The organism is Amycolatopsis sp. NPDC104819 (assembly GCF_055583145.1).
The window spans coordinates 634,648-660,292 of sequence record NZ_JBVJON010000001.1 but is presented as its reverse complement, the minus strand read 5'-3'; the positions used below and the strand labels follow the sequence as shown (position 1 = coordinate 660,292).

Below are 25,645 nucleotides of genomic sequence, written 5' to 3'. Positions count from 1 at the left end.
CTTCACGCCGATCCTGTCCCCGAGGGTCCGGCCGGGGTCACCCTACTGGGACGTCCGAAGCGGGGTGCACGTTGCCTGGCCGTCGTAACACGAACACCAGCACGACGGCCAGCCCGAGCGTCGGGCCACCGGCCAGCCCGGCGACCGCCTTGAGGATCGGGTCACCCGGCACGAGCAGCAGCGTCACGGCGGTCGCGACCGCGACCACGGCCCACGTGACGAGCACCTTGTTCGCTTCCTTGCGGGCCACGAGCACGGCCGTCATCAGCTGCAGCGCGGTGAGCAGCACCGCACCCCACACCATCCACGCCACCCACCAGCCCTGGGCGACGAACTCCGAGCCGTAGAGCAGGGAGACCAGCCACGGCCCGATCAGCCAGCCGACCAGGGCGCCGACCACCCCGACGACCAGCGTGCCGAGCGCGCCCACCGCGAGCAGCTTCCGCAGCCGGCGCCGGCCCTCGTCGGTGCCGGTGAGCCGGACGACCGTGGGCACCGCGAGCGCCTGCAGCGGTGAGAGCAGCAGCAGCGGCACCCGCGACACGGTGAGCGTCGCGAAGAGGACACCGACGTCGCGCACGGACCCGCCGGGTGCGAGCAGGCTCACCATCGCCGGGTAGCCGGTGATGACGCTCGCGGTCAGCGCCGCGCCCGCCAGCAAGGTGAGGATCCGGCCGGTGACCGGGCCCCAGCCCTCGCCTTCGGCGTGCGGGTCGACCAGGCCGGAGACCGGCCGGACGAACAGCAGCCAGGCGAACGAGCCCGCCGCGGCCGCGATCGCGTACGACGTCACGCCGGTGAGCCCGGCGGCGGCGATCCCGAGCAGCACGACCACCCGGACCGCGGCTTCGGCGACGACCAGCCCCGAGTACGGCTTGATCCGCTGCTGCCCGACGAGCAGGCCGCGGGCGGCGAACTGGCAGGCGAACGCGATCGCGCCGCACAGCACGATGACGCCGAGCACGGTGTTGCCGCCGTAGAGGCGGTCCGAAAGCACCGGCACGGCCATCGTCAGGGCCGCGACCACGGCGACCGTCACCGCGCCGACAGTGAGCGCCCGCAGCGCGGGCTTGCCGGCCTTGCCGCCGTCGAGCGCGGCCACCGCGGACTGTCGCGAGAGCTCCTGCTCCAGCGGCGACAACGCGCTGCCTAGGCCCATCAGGATGCCCCAGAACGAGAGGTAGACCTTGCTGTTCTCCGGTCCGAGCCAGCGCGTGGCGACCAGCGTCAGCACGTACCCGAGCGCGATCGCGACCAGCAGCGAGACACCGATCCGCCCGGCCGAGCGCCCGGTCTCCTTCGCCAGGCTGCGGCCGTCCGCCTCGTCGGACTCGTGGGTCACTGGCGAGCTCATCGATCCCGCCGCCGGCGCGCGCGCAGCGCCATGACGAGCCCGCGGACGGCGCCCGCGCCGAAGCCGGCCCCGAACACCGGCGCGAGCTTCGCGACGGCCTTGGCCTCGGCGTTCGTCGCGCCGAAGCGGGTCACGGCCACACCCGCCGCGGCCGAGCCGGCGGCCGCGAGCGCCACCGCCGTCTTCGGCTTCTTCAGCGCGAGGCCGAGGCCCAGGACGCCGACGCCGAACGCGGCGAACAGGCCGTTGCGGGCCGGGCCGGGCGAGCCGAGGTAGGAGTCCACGAAGGTCGTCCCGCGGAAGTAGGCCTGGGCGGCGAACTTCTTGAAGCTGTCGCGCCCGTGGTAGGTCGCGGAGAACTCTGGGGCCAGGAAGATGCGGTGCCGCTCGGCGATCCAGCGCAGGACGCCGGTGTCGTCACTGGCGAAGCGGACGTCGTCGAAGAGGGAAACAAAAGCGTCGGAAGCCGCTTCGAGAACGTCACGCGGCGCGGAAAAGAATCCGGTGCCCTTCGGGAACAGGTCGAACTGGTCGATGCCGAAGGACATCAGGCGCGGGTCCGCGCAGTACCGGCGCCAGGGGATCTTCACCAGCCCGGCCATGAACCCGGCGTACGGGTTGTGCTCGGAAGCGACGTTGACGTGCCCGTTCCAGACCGTCCGCTCCGGGTGGTCGACCAGCTGGTCGCGCAGGAAGGTCAGCGAGCCGGTGTCCACCACCACCCGGCTGTCGAGCAGCAGGATCTGGTGGCCCGACGCCTTGGCGATGCCCGCCCGCCGGGCCTCGAAGCGGCCCGAGTTGGCCTGGCTGAGCACGGTGATCCCACGGCGTTCCCGCAGCTCGTCGAGCCGCGAAGGCGTGGCGTCCGTGCTGCCGTCGTCGACGACGACGACCTCGATCGGCCAGTTCGCCTCCTCGGCGGAGGCGAGCAGCGCGCCGACACTGCGTTCGATCCAGTCCTGCTCGTTGTAGACCGGGATCACGACGCTGAGCGAGGGGAGGAGCGGGTTCGCACTCACCGGGCCGAGGCTACCCGGCGGTCTCCGCGGCGGGTCGGCCAGTATCCTTGCGCCACCGCACCCGACCAGAAATGGGCCTTCACGGTGATTTCCTTCATTCTCGGCACCACCGCGGAACTGATCAAGATCGCGCCCGTCTACCACGGGATCCGCGAGCGCGGGATGCGGCCGAAGATCTGGTTCACCGCGCAGCACGTCGACGAGGTCGCGGACGTGCTCGCCGACCTGAACATGCCCGAGCCGGACGTCTGGCTGGTGCCGGAGGACAAGGCGCACAACCTCGAGTCGCCGGCGCAGGTGCCGGGCTGGGCCGCGCAGGTGCTGCGCACCGCGTGGAGCCGCCGCCAGGAGCTGCGCGCCGCGCTCAACGAGGACGGCCGCCCGCCGCTGGTGCTGGTGCACGGCGACACGTTCACCACGCCGTACGGCTCGCTGATCGGCAAGCGCATCCTCAAGTCTCGCGTCGGGCACGTCGAGGCGGGCGCGCGGTCGGGCAGCATCCTCTCGCCGCTGCCGGAGGAGCTGAACCGCAAGATCGCGGCGAAGATCGTCGACATGCACTTCGCGCCGAGCATCCGCGAGGTCAACAACCTGCGCCACGCGCGCGGCGTGGTCGTCGACACCGAGGCGAACACCGCGATCGACGCGATGCGCCTGGCCATCAACGGCCCGCTGGACGTGCCGAACCTGCCGGAGAAGTTCGGCCTCGCCACGCTGCACCGCTTCGAGCTGGTCTCGCGCCCCGACAAGTACCGCGAGGCGCTGGAGATACTGCGCGAGCAGAGCCGCAAGATGCCGATCCTGTACATGGCCGGCGCGCCGGAGCGCGAGAAGATCCGCGCGCTGGGCATCGGGAACATCTTCGACGACCAGTTCATCGTCCAGCCGAAGATGCGGTACCTGAAGTTCCTCCCGCTGGTGGCGCGCGCCGAGTACGTCGTCACCGACTCGGGTGGTCTTTCGGCGGAGTGCTACTACCTCGGCCTGCCGTGCGCGGTGCACCGCGAGCGCACCGAGACGCCGCAGCACCTCGGCGAGACGGTGGTGCTGACCGAGATGCGCGGCGACAAGCTGCAGAACTTCCTCGACACGTACCAGAACCGGCGTGGTGAGTCCTGGATGGACAAGTACCACCCGTCCGAGATCATCGTGGACACGCTGGCGCAGCTCGGCTACTGCTGAGGTCCTCTTTGGAGTGACCCCGGTCGCCGCTGGAGCGGCGATCGGGCAGCTTGGCGTCCATGATCCACATCGGACTGGCCGCGCTGCTGGTGGTGACCCCGCCGGTCGACCAGGTGTCGGTCCGCGACGCGGCGCTTTCCTCGGGCTACCAGCAGGCGTACGTCGGTTCGGCGGGCCCGATCGCCCAGGCGATCCACGCGGCGTACGACATCCCGGCGTCGGTGACGGTGGCGCAGTCGATCCTGGAGTCGAACTGGGGCCGCAGCACACTGTCGACGGTCGAGCGGAACTTCTTCGGCTTCAAGTGCGTGACGCCGACGAGCCCGGGGCCGATCGCGTTGAGGTGTGCGCGGTATCCGACCACGGAGTGCATTCCGTCGCCGTGCCATCCGGTGGACGCGTTTTTCCGCTCGTACGCGACGGTTTCCGACTCGTTCCGTGATTACGGGCGGCTGCTGACGACGTCGTCGAACTACGCGGCGGCGTTGCCGGTGCGGAGCGACCCGGACGCGTTCATCCGGGCGGTGGCGCGGAAGTACGCCACCGACCCGGAGTACGCGAACAAGGTGATCAGGCTGATGGACCTCTACGACCTGAGACGCTTCGACCGGTGAGCTCCGCCAGTTTCGCGAAGAACCCGGCCGCACCCGCTTCGAGCGCGGAAAGCAGCTTCTCTTCCCCGGTGACCGCGGTCTCGCGGTACGGCCCGCCCGCCACGGTGATCCGGACGAGCCCCGGCGGGACCGGCTCGAGCGTGATGCTCGCCGGCTGGTCGGCGAACGGCACCTCGGCGTGCCCGCGCTCGCGGTAGCGAGCCACCAGCTCGGCCACGGAACCCCACAACCCCTCGATCTCCGACTCCCAGTTCGGGCCGAAGAGGGCGACCTGCCCGACGGACAGCTCGATCACGCCGGTCAGATCGTCGCCGTACCGCACCTGGGGCAGCTCGGCGCAGTCCCGGATGTCGACGTACCGCCGCGCTACGGCCAGCAGCGTCCGGACCGGCCCGACCGGCAGCCCGTCAAAGGACACGACGGCCCGAGAGCGCGCGGCCCAGGGTGAGCTCGTCCGCGAACTCCAGGTCACCGCCCATCGGCAGGCCCGACGCCAGCCGCGTCACGCTCAAGCCTGGGAAGTCCCTCAGCATCCGCACCAGGTACGTCGCCGTTGCTTCGCCCTCGGTGTTGGGGTCCGTCGCGATGATGATCTCGCTGATGTCCGCCTCGCCGATGCGCTTGAGCAGCTCGCGCATGCGCAGCTGCTCCGGGCCGATGCCCGACAGCGGGTCGAGCGCGCCGCCCAGGACGTGGTAGCGGCCCTTGAACTCGCGGGTGCGCTCGACCGCCAGGACGTCCTTGGGCTCCTCGACCACGCAGATCACCGTGAGGTCGCGGCGCTCGTCGCGGCAGATGCGGCACTTCTGCTGCTCCGAGACGTTGCCGCAGACCTCGCAGAACTGCACGCCCTCCTTGACCTTGCCGAGCACGTCCTGCAGCCGCGCGATGTCGGCCGGGTCGGTGGCCAGCAGGTGGAACGCGATCCGCTGGGCGCTCTTCGGCCCGACCCCGGGCAGCCGCCCGAGCTCGTCGATCAGGTCCTGGACGACACCTTCGTACAAGTTCGTCAGCCGCCGAAGCCGAGGGCGCCGAGGTCGGGCATGCCGCCACCGCCGCCGAGACCGCCGGCCAGCGGGCCGAGCTTCTGCTCGGTGAGCTTCTGCGCGCTCGCCGACGCGTCGCGGACCGCCGCCACGATCAGGTCGGACAGCGTCTCGACGTCGTCCGGGTCGACCACCTTCGGGTCGATCTGCAGGCTCTTCAGCTGGCTGTCACCGGAGACGGTCGCGGTGACCAGCCCGCCGCCGGCCGTGCCGGTGACCTCGGTGTTGGCGAGCTCCTCCTGGGCCTCGACGAGCTTCTGCTGCATCTGCTGGGCCTGCTGCATCAGCTGGGAAATGTCGAAGCCGCCGCCGGGTTGCACCATGATCGCACTCGGTCCTCTCTGCACGCCTGTGTCCCCACCAGGGTAGTCGCGCCCCGGGCGGGCCCGGGTTGTGGCACCGTGGTCGCCGTGCGACGCGCGATTGTCCCCCTGCTGCTGGCCGGCGCCCTGCTGCTCAGTGGCTGTCAGGAAGAAGCCCCGGCGGCTCCGGCCCCCGTGGTCACCCGGACGGTCACGCCGACCCCGACGACGGTGACCTCCGCGCCACCGCCGCCGACCTCGCCGTCGTCTTCGGCGCCCGCGCCACCGCCGCCGGTCGCGGGTGGGAAGGTCGTCGTCCTCGACCCGGGCCACAACGGCGGCAACGGCTCCCATCCGGCGGAGATCAACCGGCTGGTGCCCGCCGGGCGCGGGCAGACCAAGCCGTGCAACACGACCGGGACGTCGACCAACGCCGGGTACGCCGAGCACGCGTTCACCTGGGACGTCGCCCAGCGGGTCGGGCAGGCGTTGGCGGCCAAGGGAATCCGCGTCGTCTACACCCGGCCGAACGACACCGGCGTCGGCCCGTGCGTCGACAAGCGGGCCGAGATCGGCAACACCGCCAACGCGGACGCCGTCGTCTCGATCCACGCCGACGGCTCGAACTCGCCGGGCGCGAACGGCTTCCACGTCGCGTATTCGTCACCGCCGCTGAACGCGGCCCAGGGCGCGCCGTCGACGCGGCTGGCCCGGACGCTGCGCGACACGATGCGCAGCGGCGGCTTCAGCACGTCGAACTACATCGGCGGCAACGGCTTGTCGGCGCGCTCGGACCTCGGTGGCCTGAACCTCTCGACGCGGCCGATCGCGCTGGTGGAGTGCGGAAACATGCGCAACGCGGCCGAAGCGGCCCGGATGACGAGCGAGGAAGGCCGTCAGCAGTTCGCTTCGGCCATCGCCGCGGCGATCGAGGCCTACCTGGCCGGCTGACGGTTCAGTCCAGCGGGCGGGCGCCGAGGTGGTCCGAGATCAGCTTGCGGGCCAGCTCGTCCGGGTCCTGGTCCGGCGGGGGCGGAGGTGGCGGCGGGGCCGGGCTGGCGTCCTCGTTGTAGAGGTCTTCGTCGTCCTCGTCGGACGGCTCCGGCGGCAGCGGGATGTCCGGCTCGGCCGTGGTGACCTTGGGCCGCGCGGGCGGCGCGGGCGGTGCCGCGGGCCGGGACGGCGGCGCGGGAGCCGCGGGCGCGGCCGCCGACTGGCGCGTGAACGACCGCTCCGGCGCGGGCGCGGCCTGCTGCGGACGCGCGGCGGGCGCGGCCGGGGCGTTGCCGTGGACGCAGCGGACCTGCCACTCGCCGCCCAGGACGTCGGTCAGGGCGCCGGCGATCTTGCGGGCGTTGTCCTGGTCGGACAGGCGGCGCGAGAGCGGCTCGGACTTGTGGGTCAGCGTGACGGCGTGGCCCTCGACGGTCGCCACCGTGGCCTGGGTCAGCATCGCTTCGAGGCTGCGGCCGCCGGTGAACTTGCGCAGGGCGGTCATGAGCTGCGGCCAGATGTTCCGGATCCCGGCGGCGTCCATGCCGCCGGACGCGGCGGGCGCCGGGGCTTCCTCGGCGGGAGCGGCTGCGGGGGCGGGGGTGCCGCCGCCCGGGGTGCGCGGGGTGCTCCAACCGCCATCGCCGGACTGAGCCGGGGCGCCGCCTGAAGCTGCCGGGGTCGCGGCGGGGGTGCCGCCGCCCGGAGTACGAGGAGCTCCCCAACCACCATCGGCGGACTGAGCCGGGGCGCCTGAAGCTGCCGGGGTCGCGGCAGGCGTGCCGCCGCCCGGAGTACGAGCAGCTCCCCAACCGCCGTCGCCGGACTCGGCCGGAGCGGGCGTGCGCGAGCCGCCATCGGGGGGCTGGGCGGGAGTGCCAGCCGGTGCCACCGCAGTCGCGCCGCCCGGTGCAGCCTGCGGCGGCTCAGGCACCGCAACCGGCGCCGGCCCGGCCGAAGCCGCGCGCTGCGAAGGCCGGGAAAACTCCTTCTCCGGCGCCGCTCGCACCGGCGGCTCGACACCGCCCTCGGCCGGCGCGCCACCGCCGCCCGCCAGCGTCGCGCGGCGCTCGAGCCGCTCGATCCGGGCCAGCAGCGCCTTCTCCGCCTCCGTCACCGACGGCAGCAGCATCCGCGCGGACAGCAGTTCCAGCACCAGCCGCGGCGAGGTCGCGCCGCGCATCTCCAGGAGTCCATTGTGGACGATGTCCGCGTAGCGCGAGAGCGTGGCCAGGCCGACTCGCTCGGCCTGCGCGACCATCCGCGTCAGCTCTTCCTCCGGCGCCGACACCAAGCCACCCGCGGACTCCGGCACCGCGCGCAGCAGCACCAGGTCACGCAGGCGGTCGAGCAGGTCGGTGGCGAACCGGCGCGGGTCGTGCCCGGCTTCGGTGACCTTCTCGACCGTGCCGAACACCGTGCCGGCGTCGTCGGTCGAGAGCGCGTCGACCATGTCGTCGATCAGCGCGACGTCGGTGACGCCCAGCAGCGACACCGCGCGGCTGTACGAAACACCGTCCGGCCCGGCGCCGGCGAGCAGCTGGTCGAGCACCGACTGCGTGTCCCGCGCCGAACCGCCACCCGCGCGGATGACCAGCGGGTACACCGCGGGCTCGACCTCGACACCCTCGGCGGCGACGTTGCCTTCCAGCAGCGTCCGCATCGCGCCCGGCGGGATCAGCCGGAACGGGTAGTGGTGCGTCCGCGAGCGGATGGTGGTGAGCACCTTGTCCGGCTCGGTGGTCGCGAAGATGAAGATGACGTGCTCGGGCGGCTCTTCCACGATCTTCAGCAGGGCGTTGAAGCCCTGCGTGGTGACCATGTGCGCCTCGTCGATGATGAACACGCGGTACCGCGACTCGGCCGGCGCGTAGAACGCCTTGTCCCGCAGCTCGCGGGCGTCGTCGACACCACCGTGGCTGGCCGCGTCGAGCTCCGTGACGTCGACGCTGCCCGAGCCCTCCGGCGCGAGCGCCTTGCACGAGTTGCACTCGCCGCACGGGTCCGGCGTCGGCCCCTTCACGCAGTTCAGCGAGCGCGCCATGATGCGCGCGCTCGACGTCTTCCCGCAGCCGCGCGGGCCGGAGAAGAGGTAGGCGTGGTTGATCCGCCCGGCGGCCAACGCCGTGCGGAGGGGTTCGGTCACATGCTCCTGCCCGACGACCTCGGCGAAGGTTGCCGGACGGTACTTGCGGTACAGCGCTAGAGCCACGCCGCGAGACTACCGGCAGGGTCCGACAACCTTCGCCCTGCGGTCAGGAGGTCAGGGCGTTCACCTCGGCGACCAGAGCGTTCACCTTCGTGACGTGCTGGGTGGTGAACGCGTCCCGCGCCCGCGCCTTGCCCAGCTCACCGTCGAGGTACGGCTGCAGACCCGACCGCGGGCCGTCGAGCACGCCCTGCGCGACGGCGTTGACCTCGGGACCGTCCGACAGCGTCCGGGTCACGTAGATGTCCAGGTCGACCAGGTGCGCGTCGTACCGGCCGTGCGCCAGGAACTCACGGACGTCGGCGACAGTGCCGTCGAGCGCCTTCTGCGCCCACGACTTCGTCGCCGGGCCGCCGGCCGCCATGATCTGGTTGACCTCGACGCGGTCGTCGGCGTCGCGGCCCGGGTAGTCCCCGGTGCGCAGCAGCGCGGCGACCCCGGCGTACGGCCCGGCGAGCGCGTCACGGGCGGCCTGGCGCAGGCCTGGGCGGGCCTTCGGGTCGGCCGCGATCGCCGCGACGGCGGCCCGGTCGTCCGACTCCTGCGCGACGGCGAGCCCGCTGCGCACGAAGGTGACGACGTCGTCGTCCGAACCGCTCAGCGCGACGCGGGCGGCGTCCTTGACCGCGGCGCCGCCGTTGTGGAGCAAGTAGACCGACGCGCGGCGGCCGTTCGGCACTGTCAGCGCCGGGTCGGCCGCGTCGGTGAGCAGCTTGTCGTTGTCGGTCTTGGCCTGCGCGGCGCGAGCCGCCGCGTCGCAGGCCTGCTGCTGCGCGGCCGCTTCGGCGCCGGCCGCCGCCTGGCCGTCCTGCCGGCCCTGGTGCTGCTGGGTGGCCAGCCGGTCGGTGTTCGCCTTCCGCGCGTCCGACGCGATCGCCGCGGCCCGGCTCTTCGCGAGCCGGACGCCGAGGGCGCTGTGCTTGGCCGCGGCCGCCTTGCCGTAGTCGAGCTGAGCCTGGACCGCGGTGACCTCGGCGTCGCCGTCCGCGGCGACCTTCTTCCACAGGTTCAGGAAGTAACGGACGTCGGCCGGGTCGCCGTCGAGGGCCGTCTGCGCGGCCGCCTTGACCTCGGGGCCGCCGGCGGACATGGCCTGGGCGGCCAAGACCCGCTCGTCGACGTCGCGAGCCGGCTGCAGACCGGTCTCGAGGAACGCCCGGACGTCGGCGGCGGTGCCGTCGAGCGCCTTCTGGGCGCGCTCGTTGACGGTCGGGCCGCCGGTGCTCATGGCCTGGCCGACGGCGATCCGGTCGTCCGCGACCCGGGCCTGCGGGAGGCCGTGGGCGAGGAACTCCCGGACGTCGGCGATGGTGCCGCTGAGCGCCTGCTGCGCGGCGCGCTTGGTGACCGGGCCGCCGGTGGACAGGGCCTGGGTGACGAGGACCCGGTCGTCGTCGTCCTTGGCCTGGAACTGCCCGGTGGCCAGGAAGGCCTGCAGGTCGGCGGGTGTGCCGAGCAACGCCGTTTCCGCTGCTCTCGCGACGCCGGGCCCGCCGGACTCCAGCAGCGAGACGGCCTGGGCCCGGTCGGGCAGGACGTCCGCGGCCGCCGGCGTCACGAAGACCCCGGCGGCGAGTGCCGCGGCGACGATTACTGCGTTCGCACGCAAGGAAAACCCCCTCGATCGTTGATCTTTCCGCTCCTCTATCGGCGCGGCGGGCGGAATGTTTCCGACCCGCTAGGCTCGGTCGTCGTGGGTCGAACGCAGAAGGCCGAACCGGTGCCCGGGCGGTACCCGGTGCGCTTCGGGACGGCCGAGCTGCTCCGGGACGTCGACCGGGGCAACGCGTGGCTGCTGTCGGTGGAGGGGGTCGCGCAGTCGTACGTCGATCTCGACGACCCGGCCAACCTGGAGTTCGACTACGTCCGCCGCTTCGGCGACGTGGTGGACCAGCTGCCACCGGGTCCGCTGGACGCGTTGCACATCGGCGGCGCGGCCTGCACGCTGCCGCGGTACGTGGCGGCGACGCACCCGGGGTCGCGGCAGCTGGTGTTCGACGCCGACGGTGAGCTGGTCGAGCTGGTCCGCACCCAGCTGGGGCTGCGGGTGCCGGGCCTGCGCGTCCGCGTGACCGACGGCCGGGCGGGGTTGGCGACGCGCCGCGAGGATTCGGCGGACCTGGTGGTGGTCGACGCGTTCGAGCGCGCGACCCTGGCCGGCGGCCTGGCGTCCCTGGAGGCGACGCGCGCGATCGCGGCGATCCTGCGCACCCCGGGCGTGTACCTGACCAACATCACGGACGGCTCGGGCCTGCCGTTCGCCCGCCGCTTCCTGGCCACGCTGCGCGAGGTGTTCCCGGAGGTGATGGTCCTGGCCGACCCGGCGGTGCTGAAGGGCCGCCGCTTCGGCAACCTGGTCCTGGCGGCCTCGGCGACCGAACTCTCGACGACGGCGATCGCGGCCCGCACGGCCTCGGCGGCGTTCCCAGCGAGGTGCGTCTACGGCCCGGAGCTGGTGAAGCTGACGGGCCGGGCGAAGCCGATCACGGACGAGGACACGCCACCATCGCCGCAGCCACCAGACGACATGCTGGGGATCTTCTAAACGAAAGGGGACCCCGCGCACCCGTCAGAGCCTGCTTATCCTTGCTGCCTTCCGGCCCTGGGGAAGTTCACAGGGTGGACGCCGCGCGGGGTCCGTGGATCAGTGTAGCGAAGACCAGTCAGGCCCCTGCGCCCGCCTGGGCACGAGCCCGCTTGAACGTGTTCCGCAGCACCGCCAGCAGCGCGTCGCGCACCGACAGCTTCTGCCGCGCGTCGAACGTGATCAGCGGGACGTCGTCGCTCACCGCGAGGGCCCAGCGGACGTCCTCGAGGTTGTGGCCCAGGGACCCGTCGAACATGTTCACCGCCACCACGAACGGCAGGCCCGCGTTCTCGAAGTAGTCGACCGCCGGGTAGCAGTCGTCCATACGGCGGGTGTCGACGATCACCAGCGCGCCGAGCGCGCCGTGGACCAGGTCCTGCCACATGAAGCCGAAGCGGTCCTGGCCGGGCGTGCCGAACAGGTACAGCTTGACCTCGTCGTCGATCGTGATGCAGCCGAAGTCCAGGGCGACCGTCGTGGTGGTCTTCGCCGGGACGTGGCCCGTGCGGTCCACCGACGCCGCCACCGACGTGATCGCCGCTTCGGTCGTCAACGGCTTGATCTCCGAAATGGCGCCGACGGCCGTCGTCTTGCCGACGCCGAAGCCGCCCGCGATGACGATCTTGACCGGGGCCGGTGGCCGGGCGCCCGGTTCAGTGAATGGCTTCGAGTCCACGAATGACCCTTTCGATCATGCCGAGGTCTTGCGAGTTGTGGTTCGCCGGCCGCCGGACGACGACGTAGCCGAGCTCGGCGAGGTCGGCCACCAGGACGCGGGCGACACCGATGTGCAGGCCGAGCATGGCGGCCACCTCGGCGACCGACATGGTGCTCCGGCACAGGGAAACGATTTCCTGGCGTTCGAAGGTGAGCTTCGGGTGGGACGCCGCACCCAGCCGGGACGTCATCACCTGGGCCTCGATCTCGAGGCTCTGGTCCACCGGCTGGGCCCGCCCCGAGGTCATCAGGTACGGCCGCAGGAGCGAAGGTTCCTCCGTCATCACGAACCTACGGTGTTCTTGAGCTCCTCGATCAGGCCGGGCGTCAGGACCTCGGTGGCGCGGTTGGCGAACATCGCCATCTCGTAGGCGATCGTGCCGAGGCTGGCCTGCTTGTTGGCGAGGACGCCGAGCGAGCAGCCGATGCTGATGGTGCAGACCAGCAGGTAGCCGTGCTCCAGTTCGATGATCACCTTGTCGGGCGAGCCGAGCGGGTGGCTCTCGGAGACGCCGTGGGCGAGGCCGAGCATGGCGGAGGAGATCGCGGCGAGGCGGTCGGCGTTGGAGCGCTCGAGCTCCGACGACACCGCGATCAGCAGTCCGTCGGCGGAGACCGCGATGGCGGCGATCGCGCCCGCGGTGTGCTGGGCGAAGCGGCTCACCAGCCAGTTGAAGTTCTGGGCCTCGACGCTGACACCTGCTGCGGGGATGCTCATTTCCTGCTCTCTTCTCCTCGTTCCATCACACGACCGGCGACCACGCCATGCGGCGGGCTGTCTGCCGTAACCACGTCCTCCGCCTTGGCCAGGCCGGCGGCGAACGAGTCGAACGCCGCCCGCTCGGCCGCCGGGTCGCGCCGGGCGCGGCTGACGACGGCTCGGGCGACCGGCCGCCCCGCGGGCTGCTGCCGCAGGCCGGGGGCGAGCTGGGCGCCGGGGACGCGGCGGACCAGGCCGTCACGCGACGGCGGTTCGGGGACGGCCGCGGCCGGGACGCGCACCGGCAGCGACACGGGCTCGGTCACGACGGTCGGCGGCGCGGACGGCGGGTCGGTCTCCATCGCGCCGACCTCGGCGGCCTTCGCGAAGGCGCTCTGGAAGCCGTCCATGGCGGCCTTGGTCGCGTCCGGGTCGTGCCGCGGGCCGTCGGCCACCGGCGCTGTCGTGCCCGGGCTGGGCAACTGGGCGCCGCGGACGCGCCGGCGGAGGCCACCGCGGGACTCAGCCTCCGAAGAAGACTCCGGGGCCCCGGACAGGACCGTCGCCTTGACGTCGGGTTCGGCGTCGGGCCAGACCGGCTCCAGCTGGTTGAACCAGCGGAACCCGTTGCCCTGAATGGTGCCGAGCAGCGCCGGGATCGCCGGCATCGGCAGCTCGGCCGGCGCCGCGACCGGGCGGAGCTCGTCCAAAGTGGACACCGAGGCGGCGACCGCCACGGCTTCCGCGGGACGCGGCTGGGGTGCGGCCTGGGCCGGGATCACCGGCGTCGGGGTGGTCTTCAGGAGCCCGCCGCGGTGGCTGAACAGCGACGGCGGGATCGTCAGCCGCGCGGTCACGCCGCCGGTGGTCGGGGTCGCGAGCAGCTCGACGGCCAGGTCGTGGCGCCGCGCCAGGCGGCCGACCACGAACAGGCCGAGCACGCTGGTGGGCGCCAGCTCGAGGCGTTCGCGCTCGACGAGCCGCCGGTTCTCGTCGGCCATCTTCTCGGCGGTCATGCCGATGCCGTGGTCGACCATGTTCACCAGGCACGAGCCGTCGGTGAGGAACATCGTGTCCACCTCGACCAGCGAGCCGGGCGGTGAGAACGACGTCGCGTTCTCCAGCAGCTCCGCGAACACGAGCACCAGGTCGGCGCCGAGGGCCGACGACAGGAGGATCTCCGCGACGACGCCGAGCTTGACGCGCTGGTAGTCCTCGATCTCGGCGAGCGCCGAGCGCAGCGCGGTGGACAGCTCGATCGGGCCGGCGATGCGCGTCTCGTCGCGGGTGCCGGACACCACGAGCAGGTTGTCGGCGTTGCGGCGCAGGCGGGTGGAGAGGTGGTCCAGCCGGTAGAGGCTGGCCAGCAGCCGGGTGTCCTGCTCGTTGCGCTCGACCTCGTCGATCAGCGCGAGCTGGCGGCCGACGAGGTTCTGCGTGCGCTTCGCGACGTTCGCGAACATCAGGCCGGTGTTGCGCCGGGTGAGCGCCTGCCGCTCGACCAGCTCGGCCGCGGTGGTCTGGACCCGGTTGAACGCCGCGGCCAGCTTGCCCAGCTCGTCACTCGAGACGACGTCGATGGTGGCCAGCCGCGGGATCTGCTCCTCGGCCTCTTCGGTGTCGGTCACGCGGACGAGCTCGGTGCCGGCGAGGTCGGCGACCGACGTCGCGGCGGTGGTCAGCCGGCGCAGCGGCCGGGCGATCGAGCGCGACACCGCGACGGCGAGGAAAGCGACGAGCAGGAAGAGCAGACCGGCGCCCGCGCCGACCAGCCACGCCAGCCGCGTGCCCGCGTCGGCGCGGCCGTTCGCGGCGGTGGCGATCTCGCCGGTGACCCGCTCCTGGACCAGCTTGCGTTGCGCCGCCTGGCTTTCCGACGCGGCGAGGACGTCGGCGACGTACTGGGTCCGCGCGCCGGTGTCGCGCGGGTTGCCGACCACGCCGGCGAGGTCGTCGATCCGGCGGCCGGCTTCGCTCTGCTCGACGTTGACGACCAGCGCGGACTGCTCGCTGCCGGCCTGCTGGACGAACCGGTCGGTGAAGATCGGCGCCTGCTGGGTCGCGTCGTCCAGGATGGACCGGCCGGCCTCCGGCGCCACCGCCGTCACGATCAACGCCATGCCGCGCAACGAGTTCTCCTCGTTCGCGCGCAGCAGCGCCTCCAGCGCGGTCAGCTCCCGGGTGCCCTCGGCGTCACTGGTCAGCTGCGGGACGAGCCGCAGCGCGTCGATGACCGCGCCGATCACCGCGTGGTAGGTGCGGGCGACGCTGTCGAGCGCGACCCCGCGGCGTTCGGCGTTCTGCCGCAGCTCGGCGAGCGAGCCGATCCGGGTCAGGGCCGCGGAAAGCTCGTCGGGCGCGTCGGCGCCGAGGGACGACCGGACGTTCTCGACCGCCGAGTCGACCGTCTTCCGCTGCTGGAGCATCTGGTCGGCCGTCAGCGACGGCGACGCGACGAACGCGCCGGTCAGCAGCCGTTCCCGCTGCAGCTGCGAGACCAGCCCGCCGAGCTGCTGGGTGTGCCGCGCCACGGTCGCCGACTGTGTCGCGGCCATGGCGCTGTTCGCCTGGGTCAGCACGAACGGCACCGACACGAGCACCACCGCGGCCAGCGGCGGCAGGAGCAGCAGGTTCAGCTTGCCGCGAATGCCGAGCCGGGCGAGGATTCCCCCGCCGCCGGCCCGTCTCGCGGTCGCCTTGCCGTGCCTCATCCCGCCACCATCCCGTCTTCCGTTCTCACGAACCCGCGGCCACCCGGTCGACGTGGCCACGGTGCTGCTCGCGGACCAGGTCCTCGATCCGGGCGCGCAGCGCGAGGAACCGCGGTTCGCGCTTCACCGCCAGGCCGCGCTCGGCGGGCAGCGTCACCTCGACGTCGGCGGCGATGCGGCCCGGGTCGGAGGCGAGCACCACCACCCGGCCGCCCAGGAACACCGCTTCCTCGACGTCGTGGGTGACCATCAGCACCGTGGTGCCCGTGTCGGCCCACACCTGGCGGATGAGCACCTGCATGTCCTCTTTGGTCTGGACGTCCAGCGCGCCGAAGGGTTCGTCCAGCAACAGGACTTCCGGTTCGCACGCCAGCGCCCGCGCGATCGCGACGCGCTGCTTCTGCCCGCCGGAAAGCTGCTTCGGCAGTGACCGGCGCACGGCGTCGAGCCCGGTCTCGGCGAGGTACCAGTCCACGCGCTTGGCGCGCTCGGCCGCGTCGATCGGCAGCAGTTCGAGTCCGAACGCGACGTTCTTCTCGACGGTGCGCCACGGGTAGAGCGCGCCGTGCTGGAAGACGAGCCCGCGGTCCGGGCCGGGTCCGGTCACCGGGGCGCCGTCGAGCACGATCTCGCCTTCGGTCGGCGTGCTCAGCCCGGCCACCAGCGAAAGCAGCGTCGACTTGCCCGAGCCGCTCGCCCCGACGACGCAGACGAACTCGCCGCGCAGCACTTCGAGGTCGACCCCGTCGAGGGCGCGCGTCACGACGCCGCGGACGGTGTAGTCCTTGGCGACGCCCCGCAGTTCCAGCGTCATGCCGCCCACTTCCCGACCTGCGTGCGCAGCAGGCGCAGCAGGACGTCGATGGTGAGACCGGCGATCCCGATGACCACCAGCACCGCGAAGATCTTGTCCGTCTGCAGGAACCGCTGCGCGCGCACGATCCGGTAGCCGAGGCCGGCCTGGGAGTTGATCAGCTCGGCGACCACGACGAAGTTCCACGCCGCGGCGGCGTTGACCCGGACCGCGTCGATCATGCCCGGCAGCGAGTGCGGGACGACGATCTTGCGCAGCACCTCACCCCGGCGCGCGCCGAGGGTGTAGGAGACGTCGAGGAGCGCGCTCGGCACCGCCCGCACGACGTCGGCGGTCATCAGCGTGTTGAAGAAGACCGTGCCGATGAAGAGGATCGCGATCTTCGACGGCTCGCCGAGGCCCAGCCAGATGATCAGCAGCGGGATGAACGCGCTCGCCGGCAGGTAGCGCAGCAGGCCGATCAGCGGCTCGAAGAATGCCTGGCCCGCGGTGAAGGTGCCCATCAGGACGCCGAGCGGCACCGAGACGAGCACCGCGAGCCCGAAGCCTTCGAGCACCCGCTGGGTCGTCGCCCAGAGGTCGTCGAACAGCTCGCCGGTGCCGGCCATGTCCAGCCCGGCCTTGAGCACCGCGGCCGGCGACGGCAGGAACGTCGAGTCGACGACCCCGCTGACGCTCAGCACGACCCAGGCGAGGAACGGGATCGCGAACGACAGCACCGCCAGCGTCCAGCGGGCCGACGAGGAGATCGGCGTGCGCAGGGAGAACAGCGGCGACCGGGCCTTCGGCGTGGCCCGCCGCGGCAACGCCGACCAGGCCGGGCGGCCCCGGCCGGCGTGGGTGTCGTCGGCGAGCCGCTGCTCGGCCTCCAGCTCCTCGGCCGCGCGTTCGTCGGCCGGGGCGCCCGCGGTGCGCTGGGTCGGACCCGTCACTGCGGTGCGGCCTTCACGAACTGGTCGTCGAACAGCCCGTCGAGCGACGGCCGCTGCTGGGCGAGCCCGGTGTTCACGATGAAGTCGATGATCTTGTTCGCGGAGAAGTCCAGGTGCTGGGCGGTGACGCCCGGGGTGAACGCGTCGAGGTTCTGCTGGCGTGTGAAGATCGTGGTGCCGGCGTCGTAGGTCTTGTACTCGGCGTCGTCGACCCCGCCGCGCTTGGCCATGATCTGCACGGCCGCGTCCTTGTTGTTCTTGATCCAGGTCAGCGTCTCGAACCAGGTGTTGACGAGCGCCTGGACGTCCTTCGGGTGGTCCTTGACCAGCTTCTGCGACGTGACGAGGTGGTCCGGGATGGCGCCGGGGAACTCGGCGGACGACGAGATCGCGCGGCTGCCCTGGCGCTCGAGGGCCTTGGTGGTGAACGGCGCGAACGCGCCCACCGCGTCGACCTGGCCGGCGACGAACGCGGCCGCGGCGGCGTCGGTCGGCAGGTTGACGAGCTCGATGTCCTTTTCGGTCAGCTTCGCCTCCTGCAGCGCGAGCAGCAGCAGGTAGTGGTCGACCGTGCCCTGCTCGACGGCGACCTTCTTGCCCTTGAGGTCGGCGACGGCGTTGATCCCGTCCCGCGCGATGATCTTGTCGTTGCCGGTGGAGTTGTCGTTCACCAGCACGATCGACAGCTTGGCGCCGCCGGAGGCCGAGGAGAGCGTGTCGTTGAGGGTCTGGCTGTTCGCGTCGATCGCCCCGCTCGACAACGCGTTGATGCTGTCGGTGTAGTTGTCGAACCACTTGAGGTCGACGTCCACGCCGTTCTTCGCGAACAGGCCCTTTTCCTGCGCCACCTGCCAGGGGAACCAGCCCGGCCAGGCGCTGAACCCGAGGGTGATCTTGCCGCCGCCACCGGCGGCGGTGCTGTCGCTGCACCCCGAAAGCGCGGTGACCCCGGCAAGGGTCAGCAGAGTCAGGAACACCGTCAGCCGACGGGGACGGGAAGTCACAGCGAAACTCCAAAAGGCGGGGGAAGTGGAGTGTTGCGGCGCCGAAAGCGCACAGTCATCGCTGCTCTCTTCCAGACGCACCTGATCGGGTCACGGATGAGCAAAAGCGGACAGGGATCACCCACACCCAGTGAGATCCGGTGCCTCAGCGGACCGGACCAGCCACCCCTTGTCCCTCACCCGGCGGAGAGCCTAGCGAGGAGCACAAGATCACCACAATGCCCCGAGGATGCCGCCGAACGAGTGATCCACGCGTGGGCCAACCAGCGTCATCGACAGGTTCGACGAGCCGGACCGGCCGACTTTCTGTCGGCCGCCCGGTCAAAATCGCGGTTCACCCGGACGTGCAGTTGCACGGGCAGTAGTCCCTCCCCGTTACACACGCCCGCGATCATCACCGTGGGCTACCGGCAAGAACCGAACAATCGTTCGTAATGTGCCGCTGGCCGGAATGGTGTTCGAACAGATGAGCCCACCCGGGACTACCGCACCGGCCGGGAGACCGCGAATGATTCCGCCACTGTTAACAAGACCGAAACAATCGGAGCTATTTCGATCAATTGACAGATTTTGTGAGGTCGTAAACGGTGGCGCTCCCGACGGTCTGCGGCGCGAAGGTCTGCTCGACCCACGCCTGGATCTCCCCCGAGGTCCCGCGGCCGCCGCCGAAACCGCCCCGCCCGCCGGCGACGTAGTAGTGGATGTCGCCCGCGGCGACGTACTGCTGGAACTGCGCGAGCGTCGGCGCCGGGTCGCTGCCGCTGAACCCGCCGATCGCGAGCACCGGCCGTCCGCTCGAGAGCGCCAGCCCGGCCGACTGCATCGCGCCGCTCTGCGCCGCGGCCCACTTCGTCGTCGTGGCCTTGAGCAGGGTGATCACCGCGGTGTCGGCCTGTCCCTCGCCGAAGCCGCCCCGGCCGCCGAAACCGCGTCCGCTCGCCGCCGCGACCGGACCGGACGACGGCGTCCCGCCCGCGTGCGCGTTCGCCGCCGTGGCCAGCGTGAAGGACGTCGTCCCGAGCAACGCGCCGCACAGGCCCAGCACGGCCACGACCGGCCCGAGACGGCGGAACCGGTCGGCGCCGAAGAGCAGCGCCAGCACCGCGGCCGCGCTCGATACGAGCAGCGCGTAGCGGATCCACGGCTGCCACTCCGGCGTCCGCGCGAGCAGCACGAAGCCCCAGACCGCCGTCACCGCGAGCATGACCGCGAGCACCGCGCGGGCCGCGAAGTTGGCCCGGCCCCGCCAGAGCTCACGGGCGGAGATGCCCAGCGTGGCGGCGATCCCGGGCGCCAGCGCGACCGTGTAGTACGGGTGGATGATGCCGCTCATGTAGCTGAACACCAGCGTGGTGACGACCAGCCAGCCGCCCCAGAGCAGCAGCGCGGCCCGCGTCCGGTCGGTGCGCGGCGCGCGCCGGGTGAACCACAGGCCCGCGACCAGGCCGAGGACCGCGGCGGGCAGCAGCCACGACGCCTCGCCGCCGAACTCCCCGCTGAACAGCCGCGTCAGCCCGGTCTCCCCGCCGAAACCGCCGCCGAAGCCGCCACCCGCGCCGGACGGCGGCGCGAACGTCCCGCCTCCGCCACCACCCCGGCCTTCGCCGAAGATCCGGCCGAGGCCGTTGTACCCGAAAGCCAGCTCCAGCACGGTGTTGTCGGTCGACCCGCTGATGTAGGGCCGGTCCGCGACCGGCCAGAGCGCGACGACCGCGATCCACCAGCCGGCCGAGACGAGCACCGCGCCCGCCGCGGCGAACAGCTGGCCGATGCGGCGCCCGAGCGACGTCGGCGCCGCGACCGCGTACACCAGCACGAAGGCGGGCAGCACGAGGAACGCCTGCAGCATCTTGTCGAGGAAGCCGAACCCGACGCAGACCCCGGCGAGCACCAGCCATTTCGTGCTCGCGTGCTCGAGCGCGCGCACGACGCAGTACGCGCCGGCGACGAGCAGCAGCACCAGGAAGGCGTCCGGGTTGTCGTAGCGGAACATGAGCGCGGCGACCGGCGTCAGCGCGAGCCCGGCCCCGGCGAGCAGCCCGGCGCCCGGCCCCGAAAGCCGGCGCACGGCCAGGTACAGCAGGCCCACCGACGCGACGCCGGCGAGCGCGTTCGGCACCAGCAGGCTCCAGCTCGAGAAGCCGAAGATCCGGCCCGAGAGCCCCATGACCCACAGGGAGAGCGGCGGTTTGTCGACCGTGACGACGTTGCCCGGGTCGAGCGAGCCGAAGAACAGCGCCTTCCAGCTCCACGTGCCGGCCTGCGCCGCCATCGCGTAGAAGTCGTTGGCCCAGCCGGTTTTGGCCAGGTCCCACAGGTAGAGCAGCCCGGTCCCGAGCAGCAGCGCGGCGACGGAAGGCTTGATCCACCGCGGCGGGCGGGCGGCCCGGGGCGCGGGCTGGGCGTGTTCGGGCGCCGACAGCGTGGTCGTCATGCTGCCCACCGTGTGGGCGGCGCATGTGGTGAACTTGTGCCGAAGCTGTGCGACGGCTGTGCGTCCGCCACGATCGGGTCACTCCGGCGCCGGGGCCTCCGGGAACGTGATCTCGAACTCCGTCCGGCCGGGACGGCTGTGCACCCCGACCCGCCCGCCGTGCACGCCCACGACCGCGGCGACGATCGCCAGGCCCAGGCCGGTGCTGCCCGCCGCCCGCGACCGCGAATTGTCACCGCGGGCGAAGCGCTCGAAGATGTCCGGGAGGATGTCCGGCGGGATGCCCGGGCCGTCGTCGCTCACCCGCAGGCGCACCACACCGTCCGAAGTGGACAGTGACGCCATGACCGTCGTCCCCGCCGGGGTGTGCGTGCGCGCGTTGGCCAGCACGTTGATCACCACCTGGTGCAGCTGGCCCGCGTCGCCGAGCACGCCGATCGGCTCGCCCGGCACGTCCATCAGCCACTTGTGGTCCGGGCCCGCGACGTGCGCGTCCGCGACCGCGTCGGCCACCAGCCGGCACAGGTCCACCCACTCGTGCACCACCGGCCGTCCCGAGTCGAGGCGGGCCAGCAGCAGCAGGTCCTCCACCAGCGTGGTCATCCGGCGCGACTCGGACTCGACGCGGCTCATCGCGAACGCGACGTCCGGCGGCACCTGCTCACCGCTGCGCCGGGTCAGCTCCGCGTACCCGCGGATCGCCGCCAGCGGCGTGCGCAGCTCGTGGCTCGCGTCCGCGACGAACTGGCGGACGCGGTTCTCGCTCGCGTGCCGCGCGGTGAGCGCGTTCGCGACGTGCTGCAGCATCCGGTTCAGCGCCGAGCCGACCTTGCCGACCTCGGTGTTCGGGTCGGTGTCGGCGTCCGGGACACGCTCGGACAGCGCCACCTCGCCGCGGTCCAGCGGCAGTTCGGAGACGCGGGTCGCGGTCGCGGCCAGCCGGTCGAGCGGCTGCATCGTGCGGCGGATCGTCGCCGCGCCGACCGCGCCCGCCACCAGGATCCCGGCGAGCGCAACGCCGCCGAGGATGAAGCCGAGCCGCCACAGCGTCTCGTTGACGTCCTTGAGCGGCAGGCCGATGACGGTCTTCTCACCGCCGGGCGACGTCGTCGAGACGACGCGGTAGTCCCCGAGCTTGCCGCCGAGGTCGATGCTGTGCGGTTTCCCGTCGGACGGCACGGCGAGCAGGGCCAGCGTCTGGCCCTTTTCGATGTTCCGGAACGGCGCTCGCCGCTGCTTCGGCAGCGAGCTGGCTACGGTGGAGTCGATCACCGACCCGGTGTACAGCGAGCCGATCTGGACGGCGGCGAGCGTGCCCTCGCCCTGGCCGAGCGCGCGCAGCGGATCCGGCGGCGGAGCCTGTCCGTCGTAGGTCCACGGCGGCGGCCGGTCCGCCCCGTGCGCGGCGCGGTCGGTCGCCGCGGCGAGCCGCTTGTCCTGCTGGCCCACCAGGAACTCGCTCAGCGCGAACTCCGTCACCACGCCGACGACCAGGCACACCAGCGCGAGCAGAGCGGCGAGCTGGACGATCAGCCGCCGTCGCAGCGACCACGGCCGCTGGGCCCGGAACCGCCGCCGCTCAGCCCGCTGGCTTGAGGACATATCCGGCGCCCCGCATGGTGTGGATCATCGGCTCGCGGTCGGCGTCGATCTTCTTGCGTAGGTAGGAGATGTAGAGCTCGACGATGTTGGCCTGACCGCCGAAGTCGTAGCTCCACACGCGGTCCAGGATCTGCGCCTTCGACAGCACCCGCTTGGGGTTGCGCATCAGGTAGCGCAGCAGCTCGAACTCGGTCGCGGTCAGCGGCACCAGCTCGCCGCCGCGGTGCACCTCGCGGCTGTCCTCGTCGAGGGTGAGATCGCCGACGACCAGCTGCGACCCGCTCGAGCCGGTCACCCCGCCGGCCCGGCGCAGCAGCGCGCGCAGCCGCAGCGCGACCTCTTCGAGGCTGAAGGGCTTGGTGACGTAGTCGTCGCCGCCCGCGGTGAGCCCGGCGATCCGGTCTTCGACGGCGTCCTTCGCCGTCAGGAACAGCACGGGCAGGTGCGGCGCCTCGGATCGCATGCGCCGCAGCACTTCGAGGCCGCTGAAGTCGGGGAGCATGACGTCGAGCACCACGGCGTCCGGCCGGAAGTCGCGCGCGATCCGGACGGCCTCGGTGCCGTCCCCCGCGCTGCGCACCTCCCAGCCCTCCATCCGCAGGGCCATCGAGACGAGCTCGGCCAGCGTCGACTCGTCGTCGACGACGAGGACCCGCACCGGGCTCCCGTCGGCGCGGCGCAGGTCGGCCTTGCCGGGGCCGGGTGACGTGGCGTTCATAGCGGTCATAGTGCCACCTTCTCGGCGGCGCTTCAGTCCTCGCTGTGTGATCGCTGTGCGTTTCCTGTGAAGGTCCTTCGTTCGGGTAAGGGAGCCACAGCGCGTGCTGACGGCCCGCACAGCTCAAACACAGCCACGGCGGTGAACCTGGGCTGGACCAGTGTGGGTACGACCGGAGGACACGATGACGACCGAGCCGAACACGCCCCAGAGCGAGCCGGCGCCCGCCGGCCAGCCGGCCCCGGCGAGCTGGGGCGACCCGGCCCCCGCGGCGCCCAAGAAGGGCTGGTCCGGCAAGAAGACGGCGATCGCGGCCGGCATCGCGGTGGTGATCGCGGCCGGCGGCGGCGCGGCGATCTGGGCCGGCACCAGCAGCGCCGACAACAGCGCCCAGCAGGGTCCCGGCGGTTTCGGCGGCCCGGGCGGCGGCCAGTTCCGCGGCCAGGGCATGCCGGGCGGCGGGTTCGGCGGTGGCATGGCGGCCATGCGGGACGCCCTGCACGGCGACTTCGTCGTGGCCAACCCGCACGGCGGCTACACGACCGAGCGCCTGCAGACCGGCGACGTCACCGAGCTGAGCGCCACTTCGGTGACGCTGACCAGCAAGGACGGCTACAAGCAGACGTACACGCTCGACTCGTCGACCCAGAAGACGGGCGACGTGCAGCAGGGCTCCACGAACATCACGGTCGTGGCGAAGGTCGACGGCCAGACGGCCACGGCGACGACGCTCGGCCAGGGCTTCGAAGCGGGCCAGCGCCAGCCGGGCCAGCGCCGCGGCGGCTACTCGGCGCGGCCGTCGAACTGACCAGGGAATGCCCGGGTGCGGCGTCCCCCTCCCGCCGCACCGGGCGTTCCCGCCCGGCTCAGCTTCCGGGGACGAGGTTGTGCCGGTAGGCGTAGACGACCGCGTGCACCCGGTCGGGCAACCCGAGCTTCGACAGCACCCGCGACACGTGCGTCTTGACCGTCTCCTCGCCGACGTGCAGCTGCCGCGCGATCTCGGCGTTGCTGGACGCGTTGGCGATCAGCAGCAGCACCTCACGTTCACGCGAGGTCAGCCGCGCCAGCTCGGGCGGCTCCGCGGCCGCCGGTTCGAGCACGGACGCGAACTTCGCGACCAGCCGCCGGGTCACCGACGGGTCGATCAGCGCGTCCCCGCGCGCCGCGACCCGCATCGCCGCGACGAGCTCCTCCGGCGCCAGGCTCTTCAGCAGGAACCCGCTCGCCCCGGCGCGCAGCGCGCGGTAGACGTACTCGTCGGCGTCGTACGTCGTGAGCACGAGGACACGCGTGTCGTTGCCCGGCGCGGCGAGGATCGCCTCGGTCGCGGCGAGGCCGTCGAGGCGGGGCATCCGGACGTCGAGGACCGCGACGTCCGGGCGCAGCCGCGCGGTTTCGGCGACGGCTTCGCGGCCGTCGGACGCCTCGCCGACGCAGGTGAAGTCGGGCTGGGTGTCGAGCAGCGCGCGCATCCCGGAGCGGAACATCGCGTGGTCGTCGGCCAGCAGGACGCGGATCATGTGCTCTCCACCGGGAAGGTCGTGCGCAGCTGCCAGTGCTCACCGGTCTCGCCGTAGGAGACCTGGCCGCCGAACAGCGTGACGCGCTGGCGGATGCCCGCCAGCCCGCGGTGCGCGTGGTCGCCCTGCGCGGTGCGGCCGGCGCACAGGCCGTTCGTCACCGTGAGCACGATCTCGGTGCGGCCGTGGTTTAGCTCGACTTCGACCGGGCCCGTGCCGTGCCGCAGCGCGTTGGTCAGGGCCTCCTGCGCGATCCGGTACAACGCGACGTCGAGCGAGCCCGGCAGTTCGCGGGGCTCGCCGAGCAGGGTCAGCCGGGTGGGCAGGCCGGCGGCGCGGACGGTCTCGACCAGCTCGTCGAGGTTGTCGAGCCCGGGCTGCCCGGCGCCGGCCTCGGCGTGCAGGAGGTCGAGCAGCCGGCGCAGGTCGGCCATCGCCGACCGGCTCGCGGACTCGACGGCGCCGAGGGACTTCCGCGCCGGTTCGGCGCCGTCGGGCAGCCCGAGCCGGGCCGCGCCGGCGTGCACCCCGATGGCGCTGACGTGGTGGGAGATGACGTCGTGGAGGTCGCGCGCGATGGTCGTGCGCTCCTCGGTGACGGCCCGCCGCACGGCTTCTTCCTCGTGCTGACGGCGTTCGTCCGCTGCCCGCTCGAGGTCGGCGATGTAGGCACGCCGGGCGGTGGTGTACCGGCCGACCAGCCACGGCAGGAGTGCGCTGACGCTGACACTGACCGCGATCAGCCGCAGGTCACCCGCCGTCCGGCCGCCGCCTTCGATGCAGCCCGCGGTGACCCCGGCGAGCATCACGAGCAACGCGAGCACCGCCGGCTTCGGGCGCAGCCAGGCGCCGGCGCGGTACCCGGCGATCAGGATGCCGGCGTTGTTGCCGACGACGTACCCCGTAGTGGTGCTGATCAGCACGGGTGACGCGGCGAAGAGCAGGGCGTGCGCCAACGACACCCAGCCCGAGTAGCGGGCCGGCCCGGCGAGCGCGGCGTTGACGGCGACCCCGCCGGCCAGCACCGCCCACGGCTGCCAGCGGCCGTCGCCGAGCGGCCCCCGCACGCTGAAGAGCATGGCGTCGCAGGCGATGCAGACCAGCGCGACGAGCAGCGACTGCCGCCGCAGTGACCCGCTGATGTCGTGCACCCCCGCAACTCTGCCCTAACCGGGGCCGTCGCC

At 72.3% G+C, this 25,645-nt stretch carries 24 protein-coding genes and 1 other RNA gene; 5 read left to right on the top strand and 20 right to left on the bottom strand.

The window, feature by feature from the left end; translation table 11 throughout:
* Positions 1–37: 37 nt before the first annotated feature.
* Both ACZ63E_RS03335 and ACZ63E_RS03330 read right to left on the bottom strand, forming a co-directional pair.
* Positions 38–1,354 (bottom strand): polysaccharide biosynthesis protein, encoded by a 1,317-nt coding sequence (locus ACZ63E_RS03335; RefSeq protein ID WP_465333936.1) that lies wholly within the window; start codon positions 1,352–1,354, stop codon positions 38–40.
* On the bottom strand, positions 1,351–2,373 hold the full coding sequence (locus tag ACZ63E_RS03330; RefSeq protein ID WP_465313104.1) for a glycosyltransferase family 2 protein: 1,023 nt from the start codon (positions 2,371–2,373) through the stop codon (positions 1,351–1,353). The genes ACZ63E_RS03335 and ACZ63E_RS03330 overlap by 4 nt, the downstream gene beginning before the upstream one ends.
* Positions 2,374–2,457: 84 nt before the next feature.
* Between ACZ63E_RS03330 and ACZ63E_RS03325 the strand changes: the two genes are divergently transcribed.
* Entirely contained in the window at positions 2,458–3,555 is a 1,098-nt protein-coding gene (locus ACZ63E_RS03325) for a UDP-N-acetylglucosamine 2-epimerase (RefSeq protein ID WP_465333934.1), read from the top strand.
* A 59-nt stretch (positions 3,556–3,614) separates the two neighbouring features.
* On the top strand, positions 3,615–4,169 hold the full coding sequence (locus ACZ63E_RS03320) for a glucosaminidase domain-containing protein (protein WP_465333932.1): 555 nt from the start codon (positions 3,615–3,617) through the stop codon (positions 4,167–4,169).
* Here the strand turns inward: ACZ63E_RS03320 and ACZ63E_RS03315 are convergent.
* From ACZ63E_RS03315 to ACZ63E_RS03305, 3 genes are read right to left on the bottom strand one after another with little or no spacing between them, the layout of a single operon-like run.
* Complete coding sequence (locus tag ACZ63E_RS03315; RefSeq protein ID WP_465333930.1) at positions 4,126–4,587, bottom strand: hypothetical protein; 462 nt, start codon at positions 4,585–4,587, stop codon at positions 4,126–4,128. The two genes, ACZ63E_RS03320 and ACZ63E_RS03315, sit on opposite strands and share 44 nt — an antisense overlap.
* Positions 4,577–5,173, bottom strand: coding sequence for a recombination mediator RecR (gene recR, locus ACZ63E_RS03310; RefSeq protein WP_285477257.1), 597 nt, complete (start codon positions 5,171–5,173; stop codon positions 4,577–4,579). Before recR ends, ACZ63E_RS03315 begins: the two co-directional genes overlap by 11 nt.
* A 5-nt stretch (positions 5,174–5,178) precedes the next feature.
* On the bottom strand, positions 5,179–5,538 hold the full coding sequence (locus tag ACZ63E_RS03305) for a YbaB/EbfC family nucleoid-associated protein (RefSeq protein ID WP_155549341.1): 360 nt from the start codon (positions 5,536–5,538) through the stop codon (positions 5,179–5,181).
* 78 nt (positions 5,539–5,616) lie between these two features.
* Between ACZ63E_RS03305 and ACZ63E_RS03300 the strand changes: the two genes are divergently transcribed.
* Positions 5,617–6,468, top strand: coding sequence for an N-acetylmuramoyl-L-alanine amidase (locus ACZ63E_RS03300; protein ID WP_465333928.1), 852 nt, complete (start codon positions 5,617–5,619; stop codon positions 6,466–6,468).
* A 4-nt stretch (positions 6,469–6,472) separates the two neighbouring features.
* On the opposite strand, the gene ACZ63E_RS03295 is transcribed toward ACZ63E_RS03300, so the two are convergent.
* Both ACZ63E_RS03295 and ACZ63E_RS03290 read right to left on the bottom strand, forming a co-directional pair.
* The gene (locus ACZ63E_RS03295) at positions 6,473–8,722 is read right to left on the bottom strand and encodes a DNA polymerase III subunit gamma and tau (RefSeq protein WP_465333927.1); all 2,250 of its coding nucleotides are present in this window, start codon (positions 8,720–8,722) and stop codon (positions 6,473–6,475) included.
* Between the two features lie 43 nt (positions 8,723–8,765).
* On the bottom strand, positions 8,766–10,328 hold the full coding sequence (locus ACZ63E_RS03290) for an ALF repeat-containing protein (protein WP_465333926.1): 1,563 nt from the start codon (positions 10,326–10,328) through the stop codon (positions 8,766–8,768).
* 84 nt (positions 10,329–10,412) lie between these two features.
* Between ACZ63E_RS03290 and ACZ63E_RS03285 the strand changes: the two genes are divergently transcribed.
* Positions 10,413–11,264 carry a spermidine synthase gene (locus tag ACZ63E_RS03285; RefSeq protein ID WP_465333924.1) on the top strand — a complete coding sequence of 284 codons (852 nt, stop codon included), beginning with the start codon at positions 10,413–10,415 and terminating at the stop codon, positions 11,262–11,264.
* 2 nt (positions 11,265–11,266) lie between these two features.
* Here the strand turns inward: ACZ63E_RS03285 and ffs are convergent.
* The 11 genes from ffs to ACZ63E_RS03230 all read right to left on the bottom strand — a co-directional run bounded on the left by ffs (position 11,267) and on the right by ACZ63E_RS03230 (position 22,947).
* Positions 11,267–11,361, bottom strand: an RNA gene (ffs, locus tag ACZ63E_RS03280) — signal recognition particle sRNA small type.
* A gap of 21 nt (positions 11,362–11,382) precedes the next feature.
* On the bottom strand, positions 11,383–11,982 hold the full coding sequence (locus tag ACZ63E_RS03275; protein WP_465313096.1) for a GTP-binding protein: 600 nt from the start codon (positions 11,980–11,982) through the stop codon (positions 11,383–11,385).
* Entirely contained in the window at positions 11,960–12,307 is a 348-nt protein-coding gene (locus tag ACZ63E_RS03270; RefSeq protein ID WP_395921209.1) for a DUF742 domain-containing protein, read from the bottom strand. The genes ACZ63E_RS03275 and ACZ63E_RS03270 overlap by 23 nt, the downstream gene beginning before the upstream one ends.
* Entirely contained in the window at positions 12,307–12,741 is a 435-nt protein-coding gene (locus ACZ63E_RS03265; RefSeq protein WP_364378792.1) for a roadblock/LC7 domain-containing protein, read from the bottom strand. Before ACZ63E_RS03265 ends, ACZ63E_RS03270 begins: the two co-directional genes overlap by 1 nt.
* Positions 12,738–15,434: a sensor histidine kinase gene (locus tag ACZ63E_RS03260; protein ID WP_465333922.1), complete on the bottom strand. Its 2,697-nt coding sequence runs from the start codon at positions 15,432–15,434 to the stop codon at positions 12,738–12,740. Before ACZ63E_RS03260 ends, ACZ63E_RS03265 begins: the two co-directional genes overlap by 4 nt.
* A gap of 25 nt (positions 15,435–15,459) precedes the next feature.
* The gene (locus ACZ63E_RS03255; RefSeq protein ID WP_465333920.1) at positions 15,460–16,248 is read right to left on the bottom strand and encodes an ABC transporter ATP-binding protein; all 789 of its coding nucleotides are present in this window, start codon (positions 16,246–16,248) and stop codon (positions 15,460–15,462) included.
* Entirely contained in the window at positions 16,245–17,180 is a 936-nt protein-coding gene (locus tag ACZ63E_RS03250; protein WP_465333919.1) for an ABC transporter permease, read from the bottom strand. Before ACZ63E_RS03250 ends, ACZ63E_RS03255 begins: the two co-directional genes overlap by 4 nt.
* Complete coding sequence (locus tag ACZ63E_RS03245; RefSeq protein WP_465333917.1) at positions 17,177–18,184, bottom strand: ABC transporter substrate-binding protein; 1,008 nt, start codon at positions 18,182–18,184, stop codon at positions 17,177–17,179. Before ACZ63E_RS03245 ends, ACZ63E_RS03250 begins: the two co-directional genes overlap by 4 nt.
* A gap of 556 nt (positions 18,185–18,740) precedes the next feature.
* Positions 18,741–20,618: a glycosyltransferase family 39 protein gene (locus ACZ63E_RS03240; protein WP_465333915.1), complete on the bottom strand. Its 1,878-nt coding sequence runs from the start codon at positions 20,616–20,618 to the stop codon at positions 18,741–18,743.
* Positions 20,619–20,696: 78 nt separating this feature from the next.
* A complete protein-coding gene (locus ACZ63E_RS03235) occupies positions 20,697–22,220 on the bottom strand; it encodes a sensor histidine kinase (RefSeq protein ID WP_465333913.1) in 1,524 nt (507 codons plus the stop codon).
* A complete protein-coding gene (locus ACZ63E_RS03230) occupies positions 22,198–22,947 on the bottom strand; it encodes a response regulator transcription factor (RefSeq protein ID WP_465333911.1) in 750 nt (249 codons plus the stop codon). The genes ACZ63E_RS03235 and ACZ63E_RS03230 overlap by 23 nt, the downstream gene beginning before the upstream one ends.
* A gap of 175 nt (positions 22,948–23,122) precedes the next feature.
* On the opposite strand from ACZ63E_RS03230, the gene ACZ63E_RS03225 reads away from it, so the two are divergent.
* A complete protein-coding gene (locus ACZ63E_RS03225; RefSeq protein WP_465333909.1) occupies positions 23,123–23,746 on the top strand; it encodes a hypothetical protein in 624 nt (207 codons plus the stop codon).
* 58 nt (positions 23,747–23,804) lie between these two features.
* On the opposite strand, the gene ACZ63E_RS03220 is transcribed toward ACZ63E_RS03225, so the two are convergent.
* Positions 23,805–24,461, bottom strand: a complete 657-nt coding sequence (locus tag ACZ63E_RS03220; RefSeq protein WP_465333907.1) for a response regulator — start codon at positions 24,459–24,461, stop codon at positions 23,805–23,807.
* The gene (locus ACZ63E_RS03215) at positions 24,458–25,612 is read right to left on the bottom strand and encodes a sensor histidine kinase (protein ID WP_465333905.1); all 1,155 of its coding nucleotides are present in this window, start codon (positions 25,610–25,612) and stop codon (positions 24,458–24,460) included. Before ACZ63E_RS03215 ends, ACZ63E_RS03220 begins: the two co-directional genes overlap by 4 nt.
* Between the last annotated feature and the right edge of the window lie 33 nt (positions 25,613–25,645).

What these genes read in the sequence shown, in the direction of transcription:
- ACZ63E_RS03335 (WP_465333936.1), bottom strand. Translation starts at nt 1,354, where the DNA reads ATGAGCTCGCCAGTGACCCACGAGTCCGACGAGGCGGACGGCCGCAGC.
- ACZ63E_RS03320 (WP_465333932.1), top strand. Translation starts at nt 3,615, where the DNA reads ATGATCCACATCGGACTGGCCGCGCTGCTGGTGGTGACCCCGCCGGTC.
- ACZ63E_RS03305 (WP_155549341.1), bottom strand. Translation starts at nt 5,538, where the DNA reads ATGGTGCAACCCGGCGGCGGCTTCGACATTTCCCAGCTGATGCAGCAG.
- ACZ63E_RS03270 (WP_395921209.1), bottom strand. Translation starts at nt 12,307, where the DNA reads ATGACGGAGGAACCTTCGCTCCTGCGGCCGTACCTGATGACCTCGGGG.
- ACZ63E_RS03265 (WP_364378792.1), bottom strand. Translation starts at nt 12,741, where the DNA reads ATGAGCATCCCCGCAGCAGGTGTCAGCGTCGAGGCCCAGAACTTCAAC.
- ACZ63E_RS03260 (WP_465333922.1), bottom strand. Translation starts at nt 15,434, where the DNA reads ATGAGGCACGGCAAGGCGACCGCGAGACGGGCCGGCGGCGGGGGAATC.
- ACZ63E_RS03255 (WP_465333920.1), bottom strand. Translation starts at nt 16,248, where the DNA reads ATGACGCTGGAACTGCGGGGCGTCGCCAAGGACTACACCGTCCGCGGC.
- ACZ63E_RS03240 (WP_465333915.1), bottom strand. Translation starts at nt 20,618, where the DNA reads ATGACGACCACGCTGTCGGCGCCCGAACACGCCCAGCCCGCGCCCCGG.
- ACZ63E_RS03235 (WP_465333913.1), bottom strand. Translation starts at nt 22,220, where the DNA reads ATGTCCTCAAGCCAGCGGGCTGAGCGGCGGCGGTTCCGGGCCCAGCGG.
- ACZ63E_RS03230 (WP_465333911.1), bottom strand. Translation starts at nt 22,947, where the DNA reads ATGACCGCTATGAACGCCACGTCACCCGGCCCCGGCAAGGCCGACCTG.
- ACZ63E_RS03225 (WP_465333909.1), top strand. Translation starts at nt 23,123, where the DNA reads ATGACGACCGAGCCGAACACGCCCCAGAGCGAGCCGGCGCCCGCCGGC.
- ACZ63E_RS03220 (WP_465333907.1), bottom strand. Translation starts at nt 24,461, where the DNA reads ATGATCCGCGTCCTGCTGGCCGACGACCACGCGATGTTCCGCTCCGGG.